The sequence below is a fragment of the Sphingomonadaceae bacterium OTU29LAMAA1 genome, from assembly GCA_024072375.1.
GTDB lineage: Bacteria > Pseudomonadota > Alphaproteobacteria > Sphingomonadales > Sphingomonadaceae > Sphingomonas.
Genome location: CP099617.1, coordinates 1911854 through 1938392, shown reverse-complemented (window position 1 = coordinate 1938392; position 26539 = coordinate 1911854). Strand labels below are relative to the sequence as shown.

Annotated in this window: 20 protein-coding genes; 6 read left to right on the top strand and 14 right to left on the bottom strand. The window is 66.6% G+C overall.

What is annotated here, in order from left to right; translation table 11 throughout:
* Positions 1–7 precede the first annotated feature (7 nt).
* The 3 genes from NF699_09340 to NF699_09330 form a co-directional block, all read right to left on the bottom strand.
* Entirely contained in the window at positions 8–2137 is a 2130-nt protein-coding gene (locus tag NF699_09340; protein ID USU06842.1) for a TonB-dependent siderophore receptor, read from the bottom strand.
* Between the two features lie 204 nt (positions 2138–2341).
* A complete protein-coding gene (locus NF699_09335) occupies positions 2342–2821 on the bottom strand; it encodes a DUF4142 domain-containing protein (GenBank protein ID USU06841.1) in 480 nt (159 codons plus the stop codon).
* 356 nt (positions 2822–3177) lie between these two features.
* Complete coding sequence (locus NF699_09330; GenBank protein ID USU06840.1) at positions 3178–5361, bottom strand: penicillin acylase family protein; 2184 nt, start codon at positions 5359–5361, stop codon at positions 3178–3180.
* A 176-nt stretch (positions 5362–5537) separates the two neighbouring features.
* On the opposite strand from NF699_09330, the gene NF699_09325 reads away from it, so the two are divergent.
* Complete coding sequence (locus NF699_09325; GenBank protein USU06839.1) at positions 5538–7670, top strand: tetratricopeptide repeat protein; 2133 nt, start codon at positions 5538–5540, stop codon at positions 7668–7670.
* 12 nt (positions 7671–7682) lie between these two features.
* On the opposite strand, the gene NF699_09320 is transcribed toward NF699_09325, so the two are convergent.
* From NF699_09320 to NF699_09305, 4 genes are all read right to left on the bottom strand, one after another.
* Positions 7683–8960 carry a mannosyltransferase gene (locus NF699_09320; protein ID USU06838.1) on the bottom strand — a complete coding sequence of 426 codons (1278 nt, stop codon included), beginning with the start codon at positions 8958–8960 and terminating at the stop codon, positions 7683–7685.
* Positions 8957–10516, bottom strand: a complete 1560-nt coding sequence (locus tag NF699_09315) for a hypothetical protein (protein USU06837.1) — start codon at positions 10514–10516, stop codon at positions 8957–8959. The genes NF699_09320 and NF699_09315 overlap by 4 nt, the downstream gene beginning before the upstream one ends.
* Before the next feature lie 95 nt (positions 10517–10611).
* The gene (locus NF699_09310; GenBank protein ID USU06836.1) at positions 10612–11925 is read right to left on the bottom strand and encodes an oligogalacturonate lyase family protein; all 1314 of its coding nucleotides are present in this window, start codon (positions 11923–11925) and stop codon (positions 10612–10614) included.
* Positions 11926–11938: 13 nt separating this feature from the next.
* A complete protein-coding gene (locus NF699_09305; GenBank protein USU06835.1) occupies positions 11939–14230 on the bottom strand; it encodes a hypothetical protein in 2292 nt (763 codons plus the stop codon).
* 171 nt (positions 14231–14401) lie between these two features.
* Between NF699_09305 and NF699_09300 the strand changes: the two genes are divergently transcribed.
* The 4 genes from NF699_09300 to NF699_09285 all read left to right on the top strand — a co-directional run bounded on the left by NF699_09300 (position 14402) and on the right by NF699_09285 (position 21696).
* The gene (locus tag NF699_09300; protein ID USU06834.1) at positions 14402–17212 is read left to right on the top strand and encodes a TonB-dependent receptor; all 2811 of its coding nucleotides are present in this window, start codon (positions 14402–14404) and stop codon (positions 17210–17212) included.
* Positions 17213–17386: 174 nt separating this feature from the next.
* Positions 17387–19615 (top strand): glycoside hydrolase family 88 protein, encoded by a 2229-nt coding sequence (locus tag NF699_09295; protein USU06833.1) that lies wholly within the window; start codon positions 17387–17389, stop codon positions 19613–19615.
* An 18-nt stretch (positions 19616–19633) separates the two neighbouring features.
* Positions 19634–20953: a pectate lyase gene (pelA, locus tag NF699_09290; protein ID USU06832.1), complete on the top strand. Its 1320-nt coding sequence runs from the start codon at positions 19634–19636 to the stop codon at positions 20951–20953.
* 29 nt (positions 20954–20982) lie between these two features.
* The gene (locus NF699_09285) at positions 20983–21696 is read left to right on the top strand and encodes a FadR family transcriptional regulator (GenBank protein ID USU06831.1); all 714 of its coding nucleotides are present in this window, start codon (positions 20983–20985) and stop codon (positions 21694–21696) included.
* Between the two features lie 70 nt (positions 21697–21766).
* Here NF699_09285 and NF699_09280 read toward each other — a convergent pair whose 3' ends face one another.
* From NF699_09280 to NF699_09250, 7 genes are all read right to left on the bottom strand, one after another.
* The gene (locus NF699_09280; protein ID USU06830.1) at positions 21767–21907 is read right to left on the bottom strand and encodes an entericidin A/B family lipoprotein; all 141 of its coding nucleotides are present in this window, start codon (positions 21905–21907) and stop codon (positions 21767–21769) included.
* A gap of 63 nt (positions 21908–21970) precedes the next feature.
* Positions 21971–22852 carry a hypothetical protein gene (locus tag NF699_09275; protein ID USU06829.1) on the bottom strand — a complete coding sequence of 294 codons (882 nt, stop codon included), beginning with the start codon at positions 22850–22852 and terminating at the stop codon, positions 21971–21973.
* A 16-nt stretch (positions 22853–22868) separates the two neighbouring features.
* On the bottom strand, positions 22869–23075 hold the full coding sequence (locus NF699_09270) for a CsbD family protein (protein ID USU06828.1): 207 nt from the start codon (positions 23073–23075) through the stop codon (positions 22869–22871).
* On the bottom strand, positions 23072–24592 hold the full coding sequence (locus NF699_09265; protein ID USU06827.1) for a PAS domain S-box protein: 1521 nt from the start codon (positions 24590–24592) through the stop codon (positions 23072–23074). Before NF699_09265 ends, NF699_09270 begins: the two co-directional genes overlap by 4 nt.
* A gap of 8 nt (positions 24593–24600) precedes the next feature.
* A complete protein-coding gene (locus NF699_09260; protein USU06826.1) occupies positions 24601–24966 on the bottom strand; it encodes a CsbD family protein in 366 nt (121 codons plus the stop codon).
* 36 nt (positions 24967–25002) lie between these two features.
* Positions 25003–25323 (bottom strand): hypothetical protein, encoded by a 321-nt coding sequence (locus NF699_09255; protein ID USU06825.1) that lies wholly within the window; start codon positions 25321–25323, stop codon positions 25003–25005.
* Positions 25324–25413: 90 nt separating this feature from the next.
* Positions 25414–25617 (bottom strand): hypothetical protein, encoded by a 204-nt coding sequence (locus NF699_09250; GenBank protein ID USU06824.1) that lies wholly within the window; start codon positions 25615–25617, stop codon positions 25414–25416.
* A gap of 147 nt (positions 25618–25764) precedes the next feature.
* Between NF699_09250 and NF699_09245 the strand changes: the two genes are divergently transcribed.
* Positions 25765–26523, top strand: a complete 759-nt coding sequence (locus tag NF699_09245) for an SDR family oxidoreductase (protein USU06823.1) — start codon at positions 25765–25767, stop codon at positions 26521–26523.
* Positions 26524–26539 lie beyond the last annotated feature (16 nt).

The following is a 26539-nucleotide window of genomic DNA, read 5'->3' as shown; positions in this document are numbered from 1 at the left end:
AAGGCCCTCAATACCGCACGCTGATGGTGCCGAGGATCGTCCGCGGCGCGGCATATTGGCCCTGATCGAACGTCAACGCGGTCAGGTACTTGGCATTGGTGACGTTCCGCAGGTTGGCGCTGAGCGCGACATGGTCGGTCAGTTCGTAGCGGGCGAGCAGGTCGACCACCGCGACGTCGCCCTGCGTCAGGCGGACGGCCTGACCGGTGGTGGACGACACCGTGCCGGGTTCGAGGTAGAAGCTGCCCTGATACTGGATCGACGTACCGACCTTCACCGCCGGCAGGGCAGGCGGCGAATAGGTGACGTTGAGGCGGCCGGTGTTGCGCGGTACGAAGGTGCGGACCGGCTGGTCGTTCTCGCCGCGCACGCGCATCACGGTGAAACCGCCGGTGACCTGCATGCCGGTCGCCGGCTGTCCGGCGATCTCCACCTCGATCCCCTGCGACTTGGCGTCGACTCCGCGATAGAGGGTGCGGCCCAGCGCCGTGTCGAAGCCCGCGGCCTCGGCGGTGTTCTTCTGCCGTGCCTGGAACACCGCGGCGCTGGCGTTGAAACGCCCGCCGAACCATTCGCCCTTCAGCCCCGCTTCCAGATTGTCGCCCTCGATCGGATCGAGCAGCCGGTTGTTCACGTCGAACTGGCTCTGCGGATTGAAGATCGTCGTGAAGCTCGCATAGGCGCTGACGTTCGCCGTCAGGTCGTAGGTCGCGCCGACGAAAGGCAGGAATTTGGAACGGTTGTAATCGGTCGGCGTGCCGTAGGATGCGCCCTCGCTCTGCGCCCGCGTCGCGTTGCCGCCCAGCATCAGCTTGAGCGGATCGGCGAGGTTCAGGCGGACGAGGCCGTAAACCGTCTCGCGTCGCGTGTGCGTGTCGAGGCTGAGGGTATAAGGCGTCGGGAAGGTCGGCTCCGGAAAATTGCCCTGAAAGAAGCTGCCGAGCGGCAGCGACACGCCGATCGCGGCATTGTCGTAGCTGGAATATTGCAGATACTTCTCGGCACCGCGGGTCACGCCGAACATGACGTCGTGCGCGCGGCCGCCGACGGACACCGGGCCGCCGACATAGCCATCGAGCGTCAGGTTGCGGGTCTCTCCCTTGAACGCGCCAGGATAGCTGCCGATGCCCAGTCCCGTCGTACGATCGGGATTGCCGGTGACGTAGAACAGCCGGTCGTCCTCGTCCGTCGCCTTGCGCAATGCAGTGAACTTCGCGGTCCAGCCGTTCCCGAGATCGTGCGTCACGTCGCCGAAGATCTGCCGGTCGACGATACCCCAGCTTGACCAGTCGGGCGCGTAATTGGCGGAACGGTCGAGGTCGATCCGCGTCCCGTCGGTATAATAAAGCGGATTGGCGCCCCACATCGCGCCACGGCTTTTGTGATCCTGATGACCGTAGCCCGCGCTGATCACGGTGTTAGCACCCAGATCCGCCTCGACGATGCCATAGCCGGTCCAGCGACGCAGGCCGTAGCGATCGAGATGGCTGTCGGTGTCGAGATACGCACCCACCGCCCGCGCCCGGACGCTGCCGTCCGCGGTCAGCGGTACGCTGACGTCGGCGTCGAGGCGCAGATTGTCGAACGATCCGTATTGCGCGCTCGCCGACGTGCGGAGCTCGCGATACGGGCGCTTGCGGATGAAGTTGATGACCGCCGACGGATTGCCGGTCGGCGACAGCAGGCCGGGGGCACCGCGCACCACCTCGATCCGGTCGTACATCGCGGTATCGATCGACCCGGTCTGGATGCCGAACGAGAAGGGCAGGCCGACGCCGTCGATCTGGAACGTCTGGATATCGAATCCGCGCGCGGAATAGTAAAAGCGATCGGTCTCGCCCGCGAGCACGTTGACCCCGGGCACGGTCGCCAGCAGCGCGTTGACGTCGTTGAGCTGAAAATCATCGATCTGCGCGCGGGTGACGACGCTGACCGACTGGGGTGTCTCGCGCTGGCTCAGCGGCAGGCGGGTCGCGGTCCGCTGCGTCCGCACGCCGTAATCGTCGCTCCCCTCGGTCCGTTGACCGGTAACGACAATCTCATCGGAGCGCTGCGGCTCCACGACGGGATCGGATACCGGGATCGCTGCCATAGGGGCAGCCGTGGTGGCGGCCAGCAGCGCGAAGAGGGCGGTCATGGTCGGGTCAACTCCTTAAGCTGACGCGCCTTTACCAATCACTCCGTCTAATGCAAGTCATTCTCGTTAGCGTATCGACGCGTCGTCGGGATGGAATACCTTCGATCCCAGCGGGATACGCGTACAGAACCGCCGCCCCTATGCTGCCCAATGTTCCGCGGCCGGCGGCGTGCTCGCGCTCGAGCACGAGCACGCCGCGCATCCTCACATCTTGTTCAGCATCGTAATATGGCTCTGCACGACCGGTACGATCTTGCCGGCAGCGGACTTCAGCGCCCGGGCACTACCCTGCATCGCATAGGCCTTGTGCAAGCTGAGTGCCTGATCATGCGCGGTCTTCTGCTGCGTGACATAGGCCGCATCGCGGGCCGGACCCTGCTCGGCGCGTAGTTCCGTGACGAGTCGGGTCTGCAGCGGGTTCAGCGCTGGCGGTGGGGCGGTGACGCGGTCCTTGGCCGCGGCGGCCTTCACGTCAGCCGTGCTCTTGGTGTGATGCGTGATCATCATCTGCGCGAACCGGCGAATCTTGGGATCGGCGGTGCTTTCCAGCACGACCTGGCTCGACGTGATTTCGTACAGGTCGCTGGCGCCGGCGGCGGCGACATATTCGGTGGGGGCCATCACTTGCGCCGCGGCCGGAACGGCGATCATCAGTGCGGGAACGGCGAACAAGACTGTCTTCACGATCTCTACTCCTGAAAAAAGGCACCGCAGCGCGCATCTGCCGGCCGGTACCTCGATGACGTGGCGAAGGCCGTCGTCACGCGGCCGAATTGGGAGCGCCAAACATTCCCCCTCTTAAGGTTCATGTTAAAGCCACGAGAATGTAAGATGTTTCGTGCTCTACCAGTTACGAGGCGATAATTTCGATGGTCCCTCACAACTGTGATCGAAGTCATTGATCCAGATTTATCAAGGACGGGAATCGCCACATCTGCGGAATATTAGCGGCGGCACTGCCACAAGCATGTACGAACTGTCACATCACCGGCTGTATGCGCCGCGGCTAGCAGTGGTGCTGGACGCAGTGATCGGTGCGATCACCCGCCCGGGCGATAGCGGCGTTCGACATGGCCCTGCAGTTCGTCGGGATAGAAGTAGACCGGACGCAGGCAGCCTCGCGCGTAATCCGCGATCTGGTCGGCGAAATGACGCGATGCCGGGTCGCCGCTCTGCCCGCCCGCCATGACCGCCATCGCCTTTACCCGCGGGCCGAACTCCACCACTGCGACGAAGCTGTTGCCGCTGGTGCCGTAATAGCGCTTCGTGCCCGGCCAGCGTTTTGCGCCGAACGATGCGAGACTGCCCCATTGCGCCGACGTGAAGGGTACGGGGAACGACGCCACTGCGTCGTCGAAATGCGGGGTAATGGCGCCGTCCAGCCGCTGAAACCGGTTGATCTTGCCCCACGGTGTCCGCCAGCTCCCGAAATCCCCGGTCAGCCGGGTCACCGCCGCCGCCAGCGCGGCGAGCTTCGCCTGCGGCGATACGCGGGTGGCGATATAGTCGGGGACGTTGATACGTTCCGCCTGTGCGACGCCGCCGACGTCGCGCCACAGGTGATCGCCCCAGAACACCGCAAGGCTGGTCGCGACCGAATCGGCGCCCCAGCGATGATCCCACGCCTTCAGCATCGCGATCGGCGCGGCGAGCGTGCGCCGCTGCGGATCGGCGGCGGGCAGCGCATCCCACGCCGCGACCAGCCCGGGCAAAGATTGCGCGAAAGCGGGAAGGTAGGGATCGAACGCCGCGGCGCGCAGTGCGTCCGGCGTCCAGCCACGCTTGCCGGTCAGCAACAGGTCGGCATGCACGCCGCGCGCATTACCGCCGACCTGATCCATGTAGCGGGGATAGTCCGCCGCTTTCCGGCTGTCGGGTCCCGCCGCGCTCCACGGCCAGTCGTTGGTATTATGGAGCCAGCCGACGCGCGGGCTGGCGACGCTGGGCAGGCTGGACAACGTGTGCAGCCCCTGCCAGTCGGTCGCGGGATCGCTGCCGTCCACCGGACGGGTGTAATCGAACCGGTCGCTGCGGATCGGCATGAACTGCGGCATCAGGAACGCGATCGCACCCTTGTTGTCGGCGAACAGCGTGTCGTTCGAGGAATTGGCCTTGCGCCCGGCGACCCTCATGTAGCTGGCGAGATCGGTCGCCTTGGTGCGCAGATAGCTTTGCTCCAGCGCCGGCACCGGCTTCCACATCAGCGCCGTCGCGATCCACCGGCCGGCGCTCGACGCGACGATCGGACCGTGATGCGTGCGATAGGTGGTGAAACGCCGCTCCGCCATCGAACCGTCGGTCCGGCGATAGCGCAACGGCACCGTGCGCGTCGTCACCGGCCTCAGCTGCTTGCCGTAACGATAGGCATAGGCTGCGCCCCGCCGCACGATCCGCTCGGCAAAGGCATCGACGTTGTCGACGGTTGCGCTGGTGTGCATCCAGCCCGCCTTGGCGTTGAAGCCCTGATAGATGAAGAACTGACCCCAGGTGCTCGCGCCATACGCATCCAGCCCCTCGTCGCTGGTCATCTGCGCCTCCGACCGGAAATAGAAGCTGGTATGCGGATTGATCAGCAGCAGCGCATGTCCGTTTGCGGTCAGCCTCGGGGCGATGGCGATGCCGTTCGATCCTGACGGTTCGCGCGGCACCATGCCCAGCTCTTCCGGTGTCGGCGGCGTTGGCTGGCCGTAGAAGGTCTTGAGCTCGCTCAGCGAAATGCGTTCCACGTCGCCGCCGATGCTGCCCTCGGTAAAGCTCAGCGCCATCCATGGCTCGAACCGGGTCAGCACCCTGGGACGAACCTGCGGATGCGTCGCCAGGTAGAAGTTCAGCCCGTCCGCCCATGCCTGCATCAGGGTGCGCAGCCACCCGGGGCTGGCCGCATAATCCGCCTTCAGCGTCTCCGGATCGACGAACAGCCGCTGGCGCAGGTCGGCCCACATCGCATCCCCGCCCTCCGCCTCGGCGGTGCGGCCGAGCGCGGTCAGGTAATTGGCCTCGATCCGCGGGAAGTCGTCCTCGGCCTGTGCGTAGATCAGCCCGAACACCGCATCGGCATCCGATCGGCCGTGGATATGCGGAATGCCGTGATCGTCGCGTGAGATCGTGACCCGCGCGACGTGCGCCTGCCATCGCGTCGCCTCGCTGCGCGGGGTGCTGGGCGCGGTGCCGAGCAATGCCAGCAGGATCATCGGGTGGCGCAGGCGTCGAACGATCGTCGTCATGTGCGCAGCGTAGGGCGGCGGCCGGCGAAACGCCATGCATGGCGGGCGACCGTGACGGGTGACGGGACCACGGTATCGTCATCGTTCGTTGCGCGCGGCAGCGGGCGTTAACCCGGCATTATCCATATCGGCGGCACTGTCGCCCGCATGCACGATCGGCGTGCGCGGGATTATCGATGGCTGCCGGACTGGACCAGATCTTTCGCAAGGCACGCAGTGCCGAGAAGAAGGGCGATGCGGAGGCCGCACGTCGACTGTTGCAGGGGGTGCTGGACAGCTACCCCGACAACGTCGCGGCCCGCACCGGGATCGCCCGGCTGGCGACGTTCGACGCCGACGGCACGCCGCCGACGCTGGATGCGCTCGCCGCATCGCATCAGCGCGGCGACCATCGCGAGACGATCCGGCTGGCGCACGCGCTGGCGGTGCAGCATCCGTCGATGCGTGCCGTGCCGATGCTGCTGGGCGCCGCCCATCTGGCGCTGGGCGATCCCGCCGGCGCGGAGGCGGCGTTCCGCACCGCGATCCGGCTCGATCCCGATACCGCCGATCACCGCTACAATCTGGGTCTCGCATTGTCCGGGCAGGGCAGGCACGACGCCGCACAGGCTGCCTTCGAACAGGCGGTGCGGATCGATCCGGGCTACGTCGATGCGCACGTCGAACTGGGTAAGCTCCATGTCGAGGCCTGTCGTCCGCAGCGTGCGATCGAACAGCTGACGATCGTGCTCGATCTCGCCCCCGAACATCCGATGGCGCTATACCATCTCGGCAGCGCGCTCGCGGCGGCAGGGCATGTCGATCCGGCGATCGACAGCTATCGGCTCGCGGCGCGTGTGGATCCCGCCAACGCCGACGCGCATTGCCAGATGGGCAATCTGCTGGCGGGATGCGGCCGGGTGAGCGAGGCCATCGACGCGTTCGCCCGCACCGTAGCGCTGCAACCCGGCAATTACGGGATCGAGGCGCAGCGCCTGTATCTGGAGGCGCGCCTCGCCGACTGGCGTCGTCGCGATGATTTCGCCGGGCTGCCGATCGTCGTGAACGTCGGCGGACACGCGATCGGCCCGTTTACCGCGCTCGCGTTCGAGGATGATCCGGAACGCCAGTTGCAGCGGTCGCGCGTGTTCGCCGCCAGCACCATGCGATCGACGCACGCGCCGTTCGCACCGCGTCCGCGCGCTGCCGACGGGCGCATCCGCATCGGCTATTTCTCCGCCGACTTCTACAATCACGCGACCTTGCTGCTGATAGCGGGGTTGTTGCGCGAACACGATCGCACCCGGTTCGAGATTCGCGCCTATGATTTCAGCCCGCCCCGCGATCCCGCACAGCGTGCGCTGGTCGCCGACCACGTCGACGCGCTGATCGACCTGCGCGGCATGACCGACGCCGACGTGATCGATATGGCGCGCGGCGACGCGCTCGACATCGCGGTGGATCTGAAGGGGTATACCAGGGGCTATCGTGCCGGGCTGTTCGCGGCGCGGATGGCACCGGTGCAGATCGCCTACCTCGGCTATCCCGGTTCGATGGGCGCGGCGTTCATCGACTATCTGGTCGCCGATCCCGTCGTCGTTCCGGTCGGCAACGAGCCGTTCTACGACGAGACGCTGATCCGCCTGCCACACAGCTATCAGCCGAACGACGATCGCCGCGCGATCGCGTCTGTCGCGGATACACGCCGCGATCATGGCTTGCCGGACGACGGCTTCGTCTTCTGTTCCTTCAACCACGCCTACAAGATCGGGCCGCGGGAATTCGACGTCTGGATGCGGTTGCTCGCCGCCGTTCCCGGCAGTGTGCTGTGGCTGCTCGACTGCGGGGTGGAGGCGAGTGCGAACCTGCGCGCGCATGCGACCGCGCGCGGCGTCGATCCGGCGCGACTGGTGTTCGCGGCGAACCGCCCGCATGCCGAACATCTCGCACGGCAGGTGCATGCCGACCTTTTCCTCGACACCTTCGCCGTCAACGCGCACACGACCGCCAGCGACGCCCTGTGGGCCGGGTTGCCGGTGGTGACGCTCGCCGGCCGGCAATTCGCCGCGCGGGTCGCCGCCAGCGTGCTGACCGCGGTCGGCCTGCCCGATCTCGTCACCACGACCGAAGCGGAATATGAAGCGCTCGCCGTATCGCTCGCCAGCTCGCCCACGGCGATCGGCGCGGTGCGCGCGCGGCTGGCCGCCAACCGCCTCACCCGGCCGCTGTTCGACAGCGCCGGCTATACGCGGCATCTGGAGGCGGCCTTCGAGGCGGTACATCGCCGCGCGATCGACGGACTCCCGCCGGCGCCGATCACGATCGGATAAGCCCTTCGCCGGTCAGGCGGCGAGGGCTACCGCCGGCTTCGACAGCAATGTCAGCAGGGCATCGTCGTCGAAGAACCACATCTTCTCGACCGCGAACCCGCTATGCGTCCCGAGGGTGCGCCCAAGAGTATAGGGCGTGTAGCGTACGTGGCTGTCGGCATGCACCGCTTCGGCGAAGGTCCCGCTTTCGGCATGATATTCGCTGCGGGCGCGGCATGCATCGCGAACGGCCACGAACCAGCATGACGCGTGCACGCCCTCGATCCGGGTCAGGAACGCGGCGGCATCGGCGACCCGCTCCAGCATATCGGGCACCAGCACGATATCGTAGGCGTCGGTGACCTGCGCGAAATCGGTGAACAGGCGACTGCGGGTCAGCGGCGTCAGGCGTTCCAGCGCATCGGCATCCGTGTCCAGCCCGTCGAGCCGGGCGCAGATGGATTCCAGCTCCAGGTGAAGCTTGCGTCCGGTGTCCGACGCGCAGCCGACATGCAGCACGCGCTTGCCGGCGCACAGCTGGCGAAAGACGTCCAGCGGCGCGATCCCGACGAGATCGTCGTCCACCGCAACATGCTGAACGTTCGGGCCGTCCAGGCGTGCTGGCGCTGGCGCTGGCGCAGGAGCAGGAGCCGGAGCGGCGGGCGTACCCAATACGAACGTCTGCCGGTGCAGTTGGTCGTACGCGCCACGCGTCGAGCCCCACAGCTGATAGGCATAGACCGGATCGTTGCCTTCGTAGGTGACGCCGGTGAAATGCTGCGGAATGAAATAGTGGCTGGGCAAGATCCGCAGCGGTGAATAGCGGGCGGCGCGATAGGTATCGGTCAGGCGCTGCGGGCCGACGGTCTGCCACGCCAGCTCGTGAACGACGCTGTCTTCGCCAGCGATATCGGCGACGATCCGCGCGACCAGCGGATTGTCGGGTTCCGCACCGAAATAGCCTGCGGCGATCAGTCCGGGGCGGACGATCTCGTTCTCCCAGCAGGCGAAGGCGGGGCAATCGAGCATGGCATCGTCGAGCGGGCGGACGCAGACGCTGTCGGCATCCACCACGATGCCGCCGTGCGTCAGCAGGATCTCCCACCGCATCAGATCGGCGACGCCGTTCCATTCGCGCGTGCGCATCGCGTCCATATGCCGCCGGTTGATCCAGTCGATCCCGTCCAGCTCCGTATTTCCCCACAGCCGGACGTTCCAGTCGGGATGATGGTCGCGCCACGTCCGGATGCAATTGTCGGGGCGCCGACTATCGTCGCCGACCCATATGAGATGGAGGATCTTCGGGATCATGCTGCCAGCGCAAGGCCATTGAGCGAGCCGAGGCCTGCCGCGAAGATCGTCGGAATGCCGTAGTCGACGTAGAGCGAGCGGGCATAGTCCATCACCACGTCCTGACGATAGGCGGTCATGTCGTTGCCGAATTGCAGCACCGCATAATCGTCGCCCATTGCGGCGAGCAGCGCCTGCTGTTCCGCGCGTTCCAGGCACTGGATCTCGAAATGGATGATCGCTGGCCGGTGACCATGCGCCAGGATGTCCTCGATGATCTCTCTGTCCATGCCTTCCGCGTCGACGACCAGCACGTCCGGCCCGCGGCCGTCCGCCATGGCGAGCAGCATCGCATGATCGATGACGGGCACCGTGATCCGGTCGACGCACCGATGGATCAGTTCGGTCGTGTGGGGATCGATCGACATGCCGCCCAGCGCATTGCGATCCATGTACATGGACGAAATGCCGTGCACCCAGCGCGGCAGTGCCAGCGCCGCCGCGCGCGCGGGATCGATCGCGTTCAGCACCAGCTCGCCGGCCGTGGTGCCATAGGCCAACGGCAGCAGCCGGGCGTTGCGATTGCCGGCATAGGCACGCTCCAGCATCGTGAACAGGTGCGGATTGGGTTCCATCAGCATCGCCGGCGGATCGTAGTTGATCATCGCCGGACGCAGCGGATCGACCAGCGTGCCGTCGGCCGCGCCGATCTGCCACACCATGCGATCCGCGTCGCGCGCCAGCAGCCAGTCGAGCACCTTGCCGAATTCGAACGCGATGCGGTCGTGCGGCGCGATCCCCATCGCAGGCGTGAGCACCGGCGCGATCTGGATGCTCTTTTCACGGATGTCGCGGATCGTGTCGATCATCAGGCCGACGTCCTGCGACCATTGGTCCTCCGATCCGGCCAGCATCGCCGCCGGTTCGATCAGGTCGCCGCGGCCGAGCAGCTGCATCGTCTTGGTCTGCTTCAGGTCGGGGGCGAGCCACGATCCGCCCCACACATGGATGCCGTACGTCGATTCCAGGTCGCGGGTCCGCACCGCCGACAGCGGCTCGTCGTATAGGTAGGGATAGAAGGCGGCGGTCGGCAGACGGACGTGGCGATGCCGCTTGATGAACGTGCCGAACAGCCATGGGCCGGTGGAGATGTTCGGCCGCGTCTCGTCGATCGGGCTGGTAATGATATGGTCAATCAGTTCGGCGAAGACCGGATGCCCCGGCGGCGCGGCGATGAAGCCGATCGAGCAGTAATCGGTGGACTCGGTCTCGTTGCAAACGGTCAGCTGGCAAGTCAGGTCAGCGACGTCGAAATGCTGGTACGGCATGATGTCGCAATCGAGATATACGCCGCCCTCGGTATACAGGATTTCGTAGCGGGCGAGGTCGGCGCGCGAGACGTGGCGGCTCAATTGGCGCAGTCGTGTGGCAGTCAGCGTCAGCCGGTCGATGTCGGCATCGGTCCAGGTGACGAACCGGCACTCCGGAAACTGGCGCTGCCACGCATGCCAGTATTGTTCATACTGATCGGGGATCGCGGCGTCGCCGAACCAGATGCGATGAAAGGTCGTGCTCATGCGCTGAAGCCCTGCGTTGCGTGGCGCGTGGCGACGGGCCGCCGCGCGGATGACAACGTCTTATGAAGGACAGTGGTTAACAACGCGTAGAGACGTCACAGCATGACCCGGTAGACATGATTGGCGCCGTGCATGTTCGACCCGAAGACGATGCTCCGGCCATCGGGCGTGAAGGTGAGGTTCGGTTCAAGCCGGTAATCGTGCGCGCTCATGTCGACCAGACGTGTCGATCGCATATATTCGGGCGTCACCAGCCCGGGGTCGTACGCCTGGGTTTCGCCATCGACGATCGTCTCGGGCGTCAGCAGCACGATCCACTTCCCGTCCGGCGCATGCGCGACCATCTCGGCATCGCCGCCGTCGCCAGCGAACCGCGTGCCGTCGGGCGAAACGTTGAAATGCACCGACCAGTCATTCCGCTCGACCCGCCGCCACAGCCGCCGTCCGGTCGCCAGCTCCAGCCCGGCGACCCAGAACACCTGCCCGCGCGGGGTCTGCAGATCGTACCACAGCCACTTGCCGTCGGGGCCGAAGAATTCATGGCCCCAGATCTCCATGTTCATCGTTCGCGTGTGCGTCGCCGCCAGCCCGCTGCCATCGGTGCGGATGCGCCACATGCGCGTGACGCGATGCCATGGCCCTTCGTGCGAAAAGATGATCTGGCCCGGATCGGTCGGCGAGAATTGCGGATGGTTGAGCCAGTCGTTCGCCTTGTGGATGACGCGGCGCTGCCCGGTCTTCAGGTCGATGACGAACAATTCCATCGGCACCCGCGCCGCCCAGCGTTGCAGCATCCGGACGCCCTTCGCCCTGGCGAAGTTGAGCGGGCGACCATCCGGTCCGACCGCGGCATATTCCGCCTGACCGAAGCGGCGATGGCGCGGGTCCGGCACATCGGGCTGCAACGGCGCGTCGCCATAGGCGACGGTGCCGACGAACAGGGTGTCGTCGGCGTTGACCGATCCCACCTGCCCCGCCTCGATCCGTGCGATCCGCCTGCTGCGGCCGCTGTCGACATCGACTGCGAAGACGGTGCGCGGCCGGTCGGTCGGCTGGCCGTCGCCCGGATCGGACACGCTGTAGAACACCGTGCGCGACGTCCGCGCGGTGAACATCAGGTCGGCGCGCGGGTCCGCCACCAATACGCGCCGCGCATGCGTCTTCAGATCGACCAGTACGATCCCGCGCGGGCTCGACATCACCATCAGGTCGCCCTGCGGCGTGAAGCTGTTGCGATAGAAGTAGAGCTTGTTGCCGCCCTCATCGCCGGACAGGCGGACGACACGATGGCCGGTCTTCGCATCGGTCCATTCGCGGGGCGGTGCGCCTGCCGGCACCTGCCCGATCGCCGCCGTGCCGCCGACCGCCGCTGCCGCACCCAGAAATTCGCGTCGTGTCGATCCGCTCATCATCGCTCCATTGTCAGGGAAGGGGCGTGAAGCCCTCCGCCCGCACCCGCCAGCCGCGCCGCGGGAAACCGGGGGCAGGGCGGTCCGCACCGTCCCAGCCGCCCGCCATCAGGCCCACCGCCATCAGCAGCGCGCCGTTCGAGGGAAAATAGGTTTCCGCCGCACGCTTGTAGCCCGGCCCGTCCGGATTGACCGCCATTGCGACACCGCCGGCACCGCCCGACTGGGGCACCAGCCCCTCGGCATGCGCATCCAGATGGACGCGCGGGGTCATGCCGGTCGCACCCCATTGATTGTTCTTGCCGGTGGCGAACAGCCAGTCGACCGCCTTTTCCGGCTGGCCCAGCCGCGCCGCGGTCATCGCGATCATCGGATAGTCCCAGCCCCAGGTCTGGCGCATGTCCCAGTTCGCCTCGACCGCCCGCAACGTCCGCGTCATCGTCGTACGATCGATCCGCGCACCGGGGACGAAGCCATAGGCCATCAGGAACGACGGGTGATCCTTGTTCCGGCACCCCTCCGCCTCGGCCCGGCCACGGCAGCGGTCCGACGCGGCGACGCGCCAGAAATCGGGGACGGAGGCGACCGGCAGGTACAGTCCGTCCCGTTCCGGCGGGGCTGCGAGCTTCGCGATCACGCTATCCCAGTCCGCACGCCGGCCAAGCCCGCGCCGTGTCCGCCAGTCTTGCGCGACGCCCAGCGCCCAGTGAAAATACTCCAGCTCGAACGCCGGGTCGCGCGTGGTCAGCGGGTCGTAATTCTCCTGCGCGGGGATCAGCGGCGGGCCGAGGTGGCAGGCGCTCGCGTCACAGGTCGGCCAGCTTGCCAGCACCTCCGCCGTCGCCTCGACCAGCGGCGCGTACCGATCGAGCACCGCCTTGCCGTTGCCGGCGCGCCGGATCAGTTCGGACAGCAGGATCGGATGCGGCTGCTGCCACATGATGAACGGCGAGATCAGGCTGGGACTGTTGCGCCCCTCCGGCCCGACCATCTTGGGCCACCACGCGCCCTTCACCCGATGCCGCGCCGCTTCCGCCCGCGCCGATGGCAGGTTGCCGAGATACCAGCCCATGCTGCGTTCGAGCATGTCGGCATGGCCCCATGTCGCCTGCCACGCGCTGTGCCACGGGTGCATCTCGAGGTGGAACTTGCCGAACCAGCTGTTCGAGAACAGCCCTTCCTCCTGCGGCGGCAGCGTGCCCGCGCCGTTGATCGCGGAGAGATATTGCGACAGCACCACGCGGCGTTCCAGTTCGGGTGCACGGGGATCGCTGCTGCCGGTGAAATCGACCGCCGCGCCGCCGGTCCAGAACCGTCGCCAATGTGCCGCTACGGTTTCGGGCATCGTCGCGAACGTCGGCAGGCGGGGAGCCTCAGCCTTCCGATGAAAGGCGACGGCGATGCGCAGCGTCGGTGTGCGACCGCGCACGTTCAACCGGGCGTCGCCATCCCGTGCGATCGTGCCGTCCGATCGCACCGTGGACCAGTATCGGGTTGCATCCAGCTGCCGCTCGACGCGCCATTCGCGTTGCCCTTGCGTCAGCACCCGCGTCGTCTCGCCCGCGCGCGGCGTCCAGCCTGACGGATCGGGATTGATCGCCGGCGCGACGCCGGGCCACGCCACGGACACGCCCAGCGATCCGCGCGCCACCAGCGGCGACGTCACCTCCACGGCGACGGCATCCACGCCGGGCAACACCCGCGTCCGCACCTCGACCGGCTGGCCATCGTAGCGGAAGCGGCTGGTCAGCGTTCCCGTCCACATGTCCAGCACCTGCCGCGTGTCGGACACGCGAGCGAAATCAGCGGGCTTGCCGCCGATCGTCAGCGCGATCCGGCCCAGCGAGATGCGATGCGGGTTGGCGCGCAGCCAGGTGAATGCCGGGTTCTTGTCCGCGTCGCTCCATGCCCGCATCCACGGATAGGGCTGGTCCCCACGCCCCGGCACCGGGACCATCGTCAGTCCGTCGCGCTCGGTATAGCCTGCTGGATTGGGAAAGCTGTGCCATCCCCATTGTGCGATCGTCAGCAACGGCGTCAGTTCGGAATACAAACGGGGAAACGTCTGCAACCCGGTGATGTCGGCGGTGAAACCCAGATCGCCGTTGCCAAGCATGATCGGTGCATGGGGATCGGCCTTCGTAAAAGTCACCGCGTGCCGCCGCACCAGCGCTTCCCGATCGATCGGCGGCGCCGCGGCGACCAGCAAGGCGGCGAGCGGTACCAGCGCGGCACGGCACCTGCGATTCCAGGCATCGCGTTTCCGGCCACGGTCCCTTGCAGGTCGGGTCTGATCGATCGGCACGGCACGCCCCTCCCGGCTGGATGAAGAGGCGGGTAACTTGTCAGGCAACTCCGGTCAACGACAGCTACCTGAAAATTCCTCGGTTGGTCGAAATTGTATTGCAACTCAATATGATCTTGGGGCAGGGGCCGCTCTGACACCGGTATCAAAATCATGTTTGGAGAGGGCATTATGACGATTCGAGACGGAGTGCGCGCATCGCTCCGCGCCACGGTTTCGGCCTCGACGCTCGTGATCGCGACCGCCACGGCGGCCCAGACGACCACGCCGCCGGAGGCCGTATCGCCGCCGACGTCGCAGATTGCGCCGCCCTCGACCTCGCCGTCGCAGGAGCAGCCGGCACCCGCCGACGCGACCTCCGAAACCGGCGATGCGACCGATGGCGAGACCGGGCAGGACATCGTCGTCACCGGCTTCCGGTCGAGCCTGCAAAAGGCGCTGAACGTCAAGAAGACCGAGGCCGGCGCGGTCGATGCGATCCTCGCCGAGGACATGGCCGATTTCCCCGATCTCAACCTCGCGGAATCTATCCAGCGTCTGCCGGGCGTGACGATCGAGCGCGATGCCGGACAGGGGCGCACGATCAGCGTTCGCGGCCTCAGCGCCGATTTCACCCGCGTCCGCATCAACGGGCTCGAGGCGCAGGCGGCGGCGGGCGGCAATCGCAGCCGCGGCTTCGACTTCTCGATCTTCGCCTCCGAGCTGTTCAACAGCGTCACCGTCCGCAAGACGCAGTCGGCGGAGATCGAGGAAGGGTCGCTCGGCGCGACGGTCGACCTGCAGACCGGACGCCCGCTCGATTTCAAGGCGGGCTTCGATGCCGCGCTGTCGACGCAAGGGTCGTACAACGATCTGTCGAAGAAGGTGCTGCCCCGCATCGCCGGGCTGGTCAGCTGGACCAACGACGACCAGACGTGGGGCGGGCTCGTCTCACTCGCCTATTCCGAGCGTAAACCCACCTCGGAAAGCTTCAACACCACGCGCTGGCAGGCCGGCAACGCCGCGCAGGCGTACGGCACCAACCAGAATTTCGCGGGCTGCACGGTCTGCGCCACCCCCGCGCAGCGCGCCGAGGTGCTGAACGCCTATTACCCGCGCATCCCGCGCTACACGTTCGGCCAGTTCTCCGAAGACCGGCTCGGCATCACCGCATCGCTGCAATGGAAGCCGAGCGACCGCACCGAAGTCTCGGTCGACGCACTGCATTCGCGCTTCAACCAGGAATTCGAGAGTCCGAATATCGAGGCGATCTCGTTCAGCCGATCGACCGCGACCGGCGTGCGTGAGACGATCGTGCGCGATTACGCGATCGATCCCGACAAGAACGTCATCTCCTACGGCGTGTTCGACCGCGTCGACGTGCGGTCGGAAAACGGCTTCGATCGCAACGAAAGCCGTTTCACGCAGGTCTCGCTCAATGCGCGTCACCAATTCAGCGACAAGTTTCGCGGACAGCTCAAGATCGGCAAGTCGAAGGCGAAGGCGCTGACGCCGACGTCGATCTCGTATCAGTTCGATGTCAACAACGTGAACGGATACACCTACGATTTCCGCCAGAACGATCGCCTGCCGCTGATCCGCTACGGCTTCGACGTCACCGATCCGTCGAAGTTCACGCTGACCGAGGTGCGCGCGAGCGAAGGCGGTGCGGTCTACGATCTCGCATCTGCATCGGCGGCGGTCGCGTACAAGTTCGACGAGGTGTTCGAACTGAAGCTGGGCGGCGAGCGGCGCGGCTATGGCTTCAACAGCTTCGGGCGCCAGCGCAATCGCGTTCTGACCGCAGCCGAACAGATCGTCGGTGTCGGCAATATCGGCAAGCTCGCCAGCCTCGACGGCAAGCTCGCGATCCCCAACGGTGCCGATCTCAGCTACATCACGCCCGACATCTGGAAGACGACCGAGGCGATCGGCCTTTACCAGAATTTCCCGCTGGTCCCGACCTATAACGGCTTCCGCGAGGTGTCGGAGACGGACACCGGCGCCTATGCGCAGCTCGATTTCGCGCAGCCGTACGGTAACACGACGCTGCGCGGCAACATCGGCTTGCGCTACGCGCGGACCGAGACGGCGTCGTCGGGCTTCCTCAACACGACCTATGTCACGGTCGACAACAAGTACGAGGATTGGCTGCCGTCCGCCAATCTCGCGCTGGATGCGACCGACAGGCTCGTCTTCCGCCTCGGCGTCGCCAAGGTGATGTCGCGGCCGACGTTGAACAGCCTGACGCCGGGTGGATCGCTCAACACCTCCGGCCAGACGATCTCGTACGGCAACCCGTTGCTCGCGCCGTTCCGCGCCAAGAACGTCGATCTGGCGGCGGAATGGTATTTCGCGCCGGAATCGCTGCTGGCCGTCGCGGTGTTCTACAAGAAGATCGACTCGTTCATCGCCAGCGACATCTCGTTCTTGCCGTATCGCGAGCTGGGCCTTCCGGACTCACTGCTCGTCGGCACGCCCTCGTCCCCCGACCAGCTGTTCCAGGTGACGCGCAATATCAACGGAACGGGCGGGACCCTGCAAGGCGTCGAGTTCCAGTATCAACAGCCGTTCAAATTCCTGCCGGCGCCGTTCGACAATCTCGGCTTCATCGGCAACTACACCTACGTCGACAGCGAGGTGAATTATCGGACCGCAGCGAACCCGCTGCTGAACCGCCTGACCGGCCAGTCGAAGAACCTGTTCAACGCCACGCTCTATTACGAGGTGAAGGGATTCAGCGCCCGAGTGTCCGCCGCCTATCGCGACGCCTATCTGGTGGCGTTCCCCGGCGGCAACGGCAACACCGAGGAAGGGGTGAAGGGCGCGACCAACATCGACGCGGCGATCCGCTACGATCTGACGCCCAAGTTCAGCCTGACGCTGGAGGGCGTGAACCTGACCGATACCTATTCCGACAGGTACGCCGACGTGACGGACCGTGTGTCCAACTACCGTCACTTCGGCCGCGAGATCCTGTTCGGTCTGCGTTGGCGCTACTGACCTCCCCCGGTCGGCGCCGTTCTGGTGCGGAGCGTGTCGTGCGCTCCGCACCCCTTTTGTCGCACATACGTGACACCGGTGGACCGCCGTTCGTGCGCCACCCGAGTTGTTGCACAACTTCACCACGCGGCCTAGAAACGATGCCGCGGATACCAGCATGAGGAGGGGGAAACCATGCGATCGATCACGCGGCTGACAATGACGGCAGCCTTGGCATTGACGCTACCGTCCGCTGCGCTGGCGCAAGGCACGCAGTCGTTCGGCATGCAACCGGAATGGCAGGTCCTGCCCGCCCGCCCCAACCTCGCGTTCGCTGCCGATCGCGTTCCCGATGCGGCCGCGGTGCTGCGCGCGGCGGACTATGTCGCGGCGGCGCAGATCGCCGACATGGCGCGCCACCCGCTGCCGCTGTCGACCGGCGGTGCCACCGATGCGGCGGCGTCCAACTGGGTTGCCGCGACCTTCTATATCGGGGCCGCGCGCCTCGCCCGCGTCTCGCCCCGGCCAGAGACGCTGCGCTTTCTCACCGCCGTCGCCGAACATTATAATTATGCGATGCGCGGTGCGCGGTCCGGCAAGACGATGCTCAACGCGGACGATGTCGCGATCGGCGACCTCTATCAGGAACTTTACGCCCGGCGGCGGCAGGAGGGCGTGCTGATGCCGCTCCAGCAGCGGCTCGATTATATGATCCCGCATCTCAACCGCGCGGAGGAGACGCCGTCGCTGGTCTGGTGGTGGTGCGATGCGCTGTTCATGGCACCGCCGGTGCTGGCGCGCATGTCGGCGATCACCGGCGACCCCAAATATCTCGTCGCGATGGACAAGGAATGGCGCCGCACGGCCAAGCTGTTGTGGGATCCGCAGCAGCGGCTGTTCTACCGCGACGCGCGCTTCCTCGACCGCAAGTCGGCGAACGGCGCGCCGATATTCTGGTCGCGCGGCAATGGCTGGGTGCTCGCCGGCCTCGCCCGGACGATCGAGGCGATGCCGGTCGATTTCGCCGGCCGCGACTTCTACCTCGACCTGTTCCGCCAGCTCGCTGGCCGTGCCGCCGAATTGCAGGGCAAGGATGGCCTTTGGAGCGCCAGCCTGCTCGACCGCGCCGCATTTCCGGAAGCCGAGACGTCCGGATCGGGCCTGCTGCTGTACGGCCTCGCCTGGGGCGTCAACCACGGGGTGTTGCCGCGGGACCGCTACGCGCCGGTGGTGACGCGCGGCTGGGCGGCACTCAACCGGCATGTACTGCCGTCGGGGCTGCTGGGTGCGGTACAAAAGACCGGAGACCAGCCGGTCACGACGGCGGCGAACGACGTCGGTCTGTACGGGACCGGCGCCTATCTACTGACCGCGCTCGAAGTCGCCGATCTCGCCCGCCCTGCGACGGCATTGCCCGTGCCGCAGCCGCAGCGTGACGGCGAACGGGCCATCGTCACCACCACGCCGCAACCGCCGGCGCCGCGCACCGTCGTCGGCGATGCGGAACGCACGCGCCGCGCGGAAGAGATGCGGGCTACGGCGGCTCTGACCTACGACCCCGCCGTGCTGAAGCGCCCGGCGACGATCGAACCGCTGACGCCGCCCACCGGTGACGACACGCGTCCGCGCGCGATCGTGCACTATGCGCCCGAACGGCTCGACGACATCCTGTGGGAAAACGACAAGGTCGCGTTGCGCATCTATGGCCCCGCGCTCGAGGCGAAGGAGCCACCGTCGGGCTCCGGCATCGACGTCTGGGGCAAGCGCGTCCGCTGGCCGTTCATGCAGCGCCAGCTGAAGTTCCCCAATTACCACGTCGATCGCGGCGAGGGCCTCGACTTCTACGACGTCGGTGGCGGCCGCGGGGCAGGGGCGCTCGGCATCTGGCAGGGCAACAAGCTGTGGAATTCGCGCAACTGGGCCACCCATCGCGTGCTCGACACCGGCGGTCAGGTCGCCCGGTTCGAGGTGACGTACAAACCCTGGCCAGTCGACGTCGTCCGCCGAGTCTGGGAAACGCGCAGCTTCGCCTTGCCGATGGGATCGCACTTCACGCGCATGGTCTCGACGCTCCAGTCCGATACCAGGGACCCGCTGATCGTCGGCATCGGTATCGGCAAACGCAAGAACGGGGCCGGCACCGGCCGCATCGTCCGCGACCAGGCGAACGGTCGACTGACCTTCCACGAACCGTCCGACCCCGGTCATGGCGCGGTGTCGATCACCGTCGCCGCCGATCCCGCGATGGTCGTCGGCTTTGCGCAGGATGCCGACAATTACCTGATGCTGGTGCGGGTCCAGCCCGGTACGCCCTTCGCCTATTACACCGGTTACGGCTGGGATCGCGGCCTCGACGTCCGCAGCGCCGCCGACTGGGATGCGCTGGTCGCGAAGACGCAATTCGACTTCGACGCCAAACGCTAGAGAAGAACAGGAGAGAAGATGTCCCGTCTGTCGTGGCTCGCGCTGGCCGCAGCCTCCGTCGTGCTGCTCGCCGCGCCGGCGCCCGCCCGCGTGATCGGCCAGAACTATCCCGCACAATCGCTGACCGCGGATCGCATCGCCGCGCTGCCCAAGGCGCAGCGTGCGGCGTGGGCGGACTATCTCGCCCGCTCGCAGCGCCAGCGTGCCGCCGATCGCGCCAGCCTGCCTGCGGAACTGAAGCCGGGCCAGACCCCGCCGCCGCCACCGAAGGCGGTCGGCGGTGGCCAGTACAACATGCCGCTCGACCGCGACGCGGCGTGGTATGCCACCCCCGCGGCCCGCAGCGTCGCCGACACGATCGTAAGTTTCCAGACCCCGGCGGGCGGATGGAGCAAGAACCAGAACCGCGCCGGCCCGCCGCGTCTGCCCGGGCAACGCTACGCCAACGACGCCGAGACGATGGACCCGGACCGCTCGAACTTCGACGCGCCGGAGGACCGCTACTGGACCTTCGTCGGCACGCTCGACAATGATGCGACGTGGATGGAGATGCGCTTTCTCGAGAAGGTCGCCGCGACGCTTACGGGCCGCGGGGGCGACCGCTATCGCGCCAGCTTCGTGAAGGGCGTCCGCTATCTGCTCGCCGCGCAATACCCCAACGGCGGCTGGCCGCAGATCTATCCGCTGGAGGGCGGCTTCCACGACGGGATCACTTTCAACGACAATGCGATGGCCGAAGCGGCGATGCTGTTGCAGGCGGTCGCCACCGAACCACGCTACCGCTTCGTGCCTGCGGATCTGCGCAGCAAGTCCGCGGCGGCGGTGAAGCGCGGCGTCGACCTGATCCTGCGTGCGCAGGTGCGGGTGAACGGCACGCCGACCGGCTGGCCGCAGCAGGTCGATCCGCTGACGCTCGCCCCGATATCGGCGCGCAACTACGAACCGCGCTCGATTGCCAGCGGCGAAACGACCGACGTGCTGATGTTCCTGATGCAACAGCCCAACCCCGGCCCCGCGATCAAGACCGCGGTGAGCAGTGGCATCGCCTGGCTGAAGGCGCGGGCGGTCTACGATCACGCCTGGGAAAAGGTCGGCGACGAAGGCCGCAAGTTCTTCCCCCGCAAGGGCGGCGGCGCATTGTGGTCGCGCAATTACGACGTCGCGACGCAGCGACCGATCTTCGGCGACAAGGACAAGTCGATCCACGACGACGTCAACTTCATTTCGGTCGGCCGCCGCAACGGGTATAATTGGTGGGTCACCGTTCCCCAGCGCGCGATCGATGCTTATGGTGCATGGGCGAGCAGGAACGGCGTGGCGCGCACGGCCGACACTTGAGCGTCGTGCAAGAGGGATGTGAGCGGACGATGAAGATCACCAAGGCCGCATCCCTCGCCGACGATCTGGTGCTCCGGTTCGAGGAGAAGATCCTGTCCGGCATGCTGAAGCCCGGCGAGCGCTTTCCTACCGAAATGACGATCACGACCGATTTCGGGGTCAGCCGGACGGTGGTGCGAGAGGCGTTCGCACGACTGGCCGCGCGCGGACTGCTGGAATCGCGGCGGGGTTCGGGTGCCTATGTCGCTGAGGGCGCACGCTATCAGGCGTTTCAGGTGACCGCGGCCGAACTGGGCGAGATCGACGACGTGCTCCGCCTGCTCGAGATGCGGACGGGGTTCGAGGCGGAGATGGCCTCGATCGCCGCGCAACGGCGTACGCAGGACGATCTCGATACGATGAAGGCGTGTATGGAGCGCATGGCGCGCAGCACCGATATGGACGCCTCGGTAGAGGCCGACAGTGCCTTCCATGCCGCGATCGCGCGGGCGACCGGCAATCCGTATTTCCTGCGCTTCACCGATTTCCTCGGCATCCGGCTGGTGCCGTCGCGGCGGCTGTACCTGCGCAGCGACAGTCCGCGCTCGCATGCCGCTTATGCGCGGACGATCAACAAGGATCACAAGGCGATCTACGACGCCATCGCAGCGCAGAACATGACCAAGGCCAGCCTCGCGGCCCGCCGTCACATGCAGAAGAGCTACGAACGCTACAGCGCGCTGAAGCGCGAGGCCGCCGGCTGACGCGGTTTCCGTCGCCTGGGCTTTGCTGAAGAGGCGCCGGCGGAACCGCCGCCAGCGCCCTTCGCGATGCTTACTTCTTGGTCTCGCCCGATGCGTCCGACACGGCTGAGCCGGCCGACTTCAGGTCCTTGCCGGCGCCATTCACCGTATGGCACGCGGTCAGCGAGATCATGCCGGTCAACATGACGGCGAAACCGATGGTCTTGTTCATGACGTCGTCCTTCTTCGATGAAACGGGTGCGGCGGACCCGATACGCCGGTCCGCCGCGTACACTCAGCGCAGCCGGCGGCGGGTGGCCGCGGTTGCGCCGAAACCGGAAGCGAGTGCGCCGACCAGCAGTGCGAGGACGAGCACGAACGAGGTGCCGGCGGCGGCCCCCGCGGCCGTGTCGGTCGCTGACTTGGCGGTCGCGATCGTCTCGTTCTTGGTCCGCACGAACTGGCGCTTGGCGCGCGTCACCTGAGCCTGCGCCTCGGGACGGCTGATCTTTCGTTGCGCAGCGACGATATCGACGATGCGCGTTTCGGCCTCACGACCGTCGACGCCGCCTCGGGCGAGTGCGGGCAGTTCGCCGGCGATCGCCTTCTGCGCCTGTTCCGGCGTCATCTGCGCCGGATCGGCGGGGGCGTCGGACAGATATTCCGCCGCTTCGGCCCGTACGTCGTTCTCGTCGATGCCCGCGATCGATGCTACCTTGGGTGCGGCAGCGCCGACGCTTGAACCGGCCGCACCGGCAACGGTGCCGACGGTCCGGAACGCGCCACCGATGATGCCGCCGACCGCCGACGTCAGCAGATAGAGCGTCAGGATCAGGGTCACGCCCCATACGACGAGGCCGTGGACGAGCGCATCGAACCGCTCGTGCACGCCGGCGACGCGCGCGGCGGCATAGCCGCCGGCACCAAGCGCGACGACGGTGGTGATCAGCCAGTAGATGCCCGCGCCGATGCCGAAGCCGGATGCGCCCGGCGTCGTGCCTTCGACGGGATCGACCAGCGTCAGCCCGATGCCGGCACCGAGGATGCCGAGCACCAGCTGCACCGCGATGGCGAGCACGACGCCGGCGAAGACGGCGCCCCATGACAGGCGGGTCGCGCTCTTGCCCGGACGCACGTCATCGATCGGCAAAGCGCCGTTGGTCACATTGGTAGCCATGTTTACTCCTGTTGGATTAGGGTCGTGATCGCGGCGGCTTGCGCGCCGCCGTGGATTGGGCCGCGCCGGCGCGCCGTTCGGCGGTCCCGTGTTCGCGCGCGGTATCGTCGCCGATCAGCTTGCCGATCGCCTCGTGCACCGAACCCCGGGCCTCGCGTGTCGCCGCCGTTTCGGGTTCGTGGTCATCGGGGGCCGGATCGCCGTCGCCAGGCCGGACGGTCATGCCATGGTCTCCTGATCCAGCTTCTCGATCCGTACGCCTTCGCCGTCGAATCCGCGGGCGCGGGCCCACGCCACTGCGGCGATGCGGCGATTGACGCCGATCTTCGCATAGATGCGTGCGACGTGATTGCGGACGGTGTTGCCAGCGACGTCCAGCGTCCGTGCGATCGTCTTGTCATCATACCCGCGGCAGATCAGCGCCAGCACGTCGCGTTCGCGCGCGGTCAGATCGTCGAGGCCCGGCCCGTCGATATCGGCCTGCGGCGCGCGCAACCGCGCCAGCTTGTCCATGATCGACCGGCTGAACCAGCTGGTATCCTTCATCACCGCCTCGATCGCCTCGACCAGCTCGATCTCGGTGGCCTTGCGCTGGGTGATGTCCTGGAACGCCCAGAGGACGCAGGCGTCGTCGCCCAGCCGGATCGCCTCGGTCGAGACCAGGCAGTCGATCGTCGCGCCATCCTTCGCGTGGATCCGTGCCTCGTGCCCACGCAGGTCGCGGCCGCCGTCGATCGATGCCTCGATCTCGCGGCGTGCACCGTCGCTGTCCCACAATTGCACATCGCCGAGCGGCCGGCCGATGATCTCGATCCCGTCATACCCGGTCATCTGCGTGAAACTGGCGTTCACCTCGCACAGCAAATGCCCGTCACGCGCGCCGATCGCCATCGGTACGGGCGCCATCTGGAACGTGCGCGTGAAGCGCTCCTCGCTATGCCTCAAGGCGCCCTCGGCTTTACGCCGTGGTTCCAGATCCGCGAACGTGAACAGCATGCAGGGCTGGTCGCCGATGTCGATCGGCTGGCCCGCGACGATGACGAGCTTGGTGCCGCCGTCGGGCAGTTCCAGCTCCGCCTCCATCTGCGGGATGGTCCGCCCCTCTGCGAGCCGTTCCTTGGCGAGATCGCGGCGGTCGGCCGCGCGCAGCACGTCGATGTCGTAGACCGTCCGACACAAAACCTGATCGCGCTGGTGGCCGGTCATGTCGAGGAACCCTTGGTTGACCTTGACGAAGCGCAGGTCGTTCAGGCGACAGATCACCGCAGGGGCAGGATTGGCGTTGAACGACTGTTCGAACCGGTCCTCCGCCTGATAGCGCGCGGATACGTCCTGAATGATCAGAACCAGACAGGCAGGTTCGGCATCGTCGGCGTCGTTCAGCACCAGACTGCGCACCTGATGCACCCAGCGCGGCTCATCCTCACCCGCCACCGTGACCTCGACCACCACTTCGGAAAAGGAATCGCCGGCGACGACGCGCTCGATCGGGTAATCGTCCGCCTCGACCCGGTGATTGTTGCGGTAGCGCAACTGGAAGCGGGCGCGATATTCGTCGACGTCGGTGCCCAGCGCGGCGAGGCTGTCGACGCCGTGCATGGCCAATGCGGCATCGTTCGCCCAAAGCAGGCTCTGGTCGGGATCGATCAGGATCACGCCTTCGTCGAGGCCGACGATGATCTGGCGCAAGTGGCGCAGATCCGCGGTTTCGCGCAGCGACTTGAACGATGCCGTCGTCACCGTCGGCCTCAGGCGCGACGGCCGTGGACGAACCACGCCAGTGCATAGGCGCCCATGGCGGCGGCGACCGCCCACAGCACGGGCGTGTCGCGAACCGTCTCGGCCGCGATCCTGCCGCTCTTCTGTGCCGTATCCGCCGCGCGCTCGCCGGCGACCTTCAGCCGATCGCGGGCTTCCTCCGCCAGTTCGGGCGCGCTCTCGATGGCATCGTCGAGGATCGATCGAGCGCGACCATAACCGTGCTGGATGCCGCCCGCGACCTGATCCACCACGCCATCGACCTGCCACGACCGGCTTTCGACCGCATCGCCGACAGCCTTTTCGACCTTGCCGCCGATGTAGCGGGCGCCGCCCTTGAATTCGTCTTCGTTCATGATCGTTCCTTTGGCGAAATGAGATACGCGGCGATCCTAGAAAAGGACGCCGCAACCCGCAGCGGCCTTGCCGACCGCGACGGGGATGGCCGGGTCCTTCAACTCGCCGGCCACCCGCAGCAGGTCGGACGCGGTCAGCGTGCCGGGGGTGGTGTCGCCCGATCGATACGCGGCTGCAGCGCGGCCCAGCTGCTGAAGCTGACCGATAGAAAGATCGCCCTGCAATCGTGTGCCGACACAATCGGCGCGACCGGCGTCCAGCCCATAGCGCTGCAGTCCCGTCGACACCCGGGTCGCAGGTGCCGCACAACCGGCGAGAGTCGTCGCACCAAGCATAGTGGCCAGGAAGACTTTCATGGAACCGCCCCATCGCCCGATCGCGGCAGGCGATCGGTTCAGCGCATCAACCGTCCGTGCGGCGGCCCGTTCCTGGTATCTTTGCGTATCCTACTGATCCGGATGCACTATACCGACCGTTGCCGCATGTTCGTCGTAGAGTTCGGCAAGCTTGAGGTGGATCGACCGCGTGTCTTTTTCCTGTGCGTCTTCAGCGCGTTGCCGATGAACATCGGCGCGCATCGACCAATAGGTTCGTTCCGACGGGCCGGAGCGGTCGGCAGGACTTGGCGAGGAATCGCTATCATCGTTCATACCTCGTCGTAACGCCGGTATCGGTCGGGACATATCCTCCCGAACTACCCGTCAGCTGGTACAAATTGCCCCTTCGCAATGGCATGACCGGTCGGGAACCCGCTTGTCGGTACGCGCGTCATGGCCGCAGCCACTGGAGAGTTTGCGATGACCGACGACCGCGATGCCCATACCGCCCATTCCTCGCTGGCCGGGCGCCGGGTTCTCGTCACCGGCGGCACGACCGGGATCGGCCGGGCGACGGCGGTGCTGCTCGCGGCGTCGGGTGCGAAGGTGTTCGTGTGCGGCCGGACGCCCGAACACCTCGACGATGCGCTCCGTCGCATCCGTGACGTCGGTGAAGGCGACGGGCTGGCGATCGACCTCGCCGAACCGGATGGCGTCGACAGGGTCTTCGCGGCAGCCGCCCGGTCGCTGGGCGGGATCGACATCGTCGTCATCAACGCTGCCGTACCGGCGCAGGGCCTGACCGACATGGACGCGGACGCGATCCGCTATGCCATTGCGACGGATTTCACCGCGTACGTGCTCAGTGCGAAGGCCGCGTCGGACGCATTGGGAGAGGGTGGCGACATCGTGTTGATCGGATCGATGAGCGCGCATGTGCTCGGGCCCGGATCGACCGTTTACGCCGGGATGAAGGCTGGCATCGCCGGCTTTGCCGAAGCGCTGCGCAAGGAACTCGGACCCAAGGGTATCAAGGTCGCGCTGGTCGAACCGGGCAAGACCGGTGCCGACTTCCAATATCCTGATATTCCAGCGGACAAACAGCGGGCGATGATCGCGGAAGAGACGATGCTGCGGGCCGAGGATATCGCGGTGGGCGTGCACTATCTGCTGACCCAGCCGCGCCGCGCCGTCGTCCAGCAACTGACGATCGCGCCCCGGATGCAGGATCAGGAGTGAACCCTGACCCCGCGCC

Excerpts from the sequence above, each read along its gene's own strand:
- NF699_09340 (USU06842.1), bottom strand. The coding sequence starts at position 2,137 with ATGACCGCCCTCTTCGCGCTGCTGGCCGCCACCACGGCTGCCCCTATG.
- NF699_09330 (USU06840.1), bottom strand. The coding sequence starts at position 5,361 with ATGACGACGATCGTTCGACGCCTGCGCCACCCGATGATCCTGCTGGCA.
- NF699_09325 (USU06839.1), top strand. The coding sequence starts at position 5,538 with ATGGCTGCCGGACTGGACCAGATCTTTCGCAAGGCACGCAGTGCCGAG.
- NF699_09320 (USU06838.1), bottom strand. The coding sequence starts at position 8,960 with ATGATCCCGAAGATCCTCCATCTCATATGGGTCGGCGACGATAGTCGG.
- NF699_09315 (USU06837.1), bottom strand. The coding sequence starts at position 10,516 with ATGAGCACGACCTTTCATCGCATCTGGTTCGGCGACGCCGCGATCCCC.
- NF699_09310 (USU06836.1), bottom strand. The coding sequence starts at position 11,925 with ATGAGCGGATCGACACGACGCGAATTTCTGGGTGCGGCAGCGGCGGTC.
- NF699_09300 (USU06834.1), top strand. The coding sequence starts at position 14,402 with ATGACGATTCGAGACGGAGTGCGCGCATCGCTCCGCGCCACGGTTTCG.
- NF699_09295 (USU06833.1), top strand. The coding sequence starts at position 17,387 with ATGCGATCGATCACGCGGCTGACAATGACGGCAGCCTTGGCATTGACG.
- pelA (USU06832.1), top strand. The coding sequence starts at position 19,634 with ATGTCCCGTCTGTCGTGGCTCGCGCTGGCCGCAGCCTCCGTCGTGCTG.
- NF699_09285 (USU06831.1), top strand. The coding sequence starts at position 20,983 with ATGAAGATCACCAAGGCCGCATCCCTCGCCGACGATCTGGTGCTCCGG.
- NF699_09280 (USU06830.1), bottom strand. The coding sequence starts at position 21,907 with ATGAACAAGACCATCGGTTTCGCCGTCATGTTGACCGGCATGATCTCG.
- NF699_09275 (USU06829.1), bottom strand. The coding sequence starts at position 22,852 with ATGGCTACCAATGTGACCAACGGCGCTTTGCCGATCGATGACGTGCGT.
- NF699_09270 (USU06828.1), bottom strand. The coding sequence starts at position 23,075 with ATGACCGTCCGGCCTGGCGACGGCGATCCGGCCCCCGATGACCACGAA.
- NF699_09260 (USU06826.1), bottom strand. The coding sequence starts at position 24,966 with ATGAACGAAGACGAATTCAAGGGCGGCGCCCGCTACATCGGCGGCAAG.
- NF699_09255 (USU06825.1), bottom strand. The coding sequence starts at position 25,323 with ATGAAAGTCTTCCTGGCCACTATGCTTGGTGCGACGACTCTCGCCGGT.
- NF699_09250 (USU06824.1), bottom strand. The coding sequence starts at position 25,617 with ATGAACGATGATAGCGATTCCTCGCCAAGTCCTGCCGACCGCTCCGGC.
- NF699_09245 (USU06823.1), top strand. The coding sequence starts at position 25,765 with ATGACCGACGACCGCGATGCCCATACCGCCCATTCCTCGCTGGCCGGG.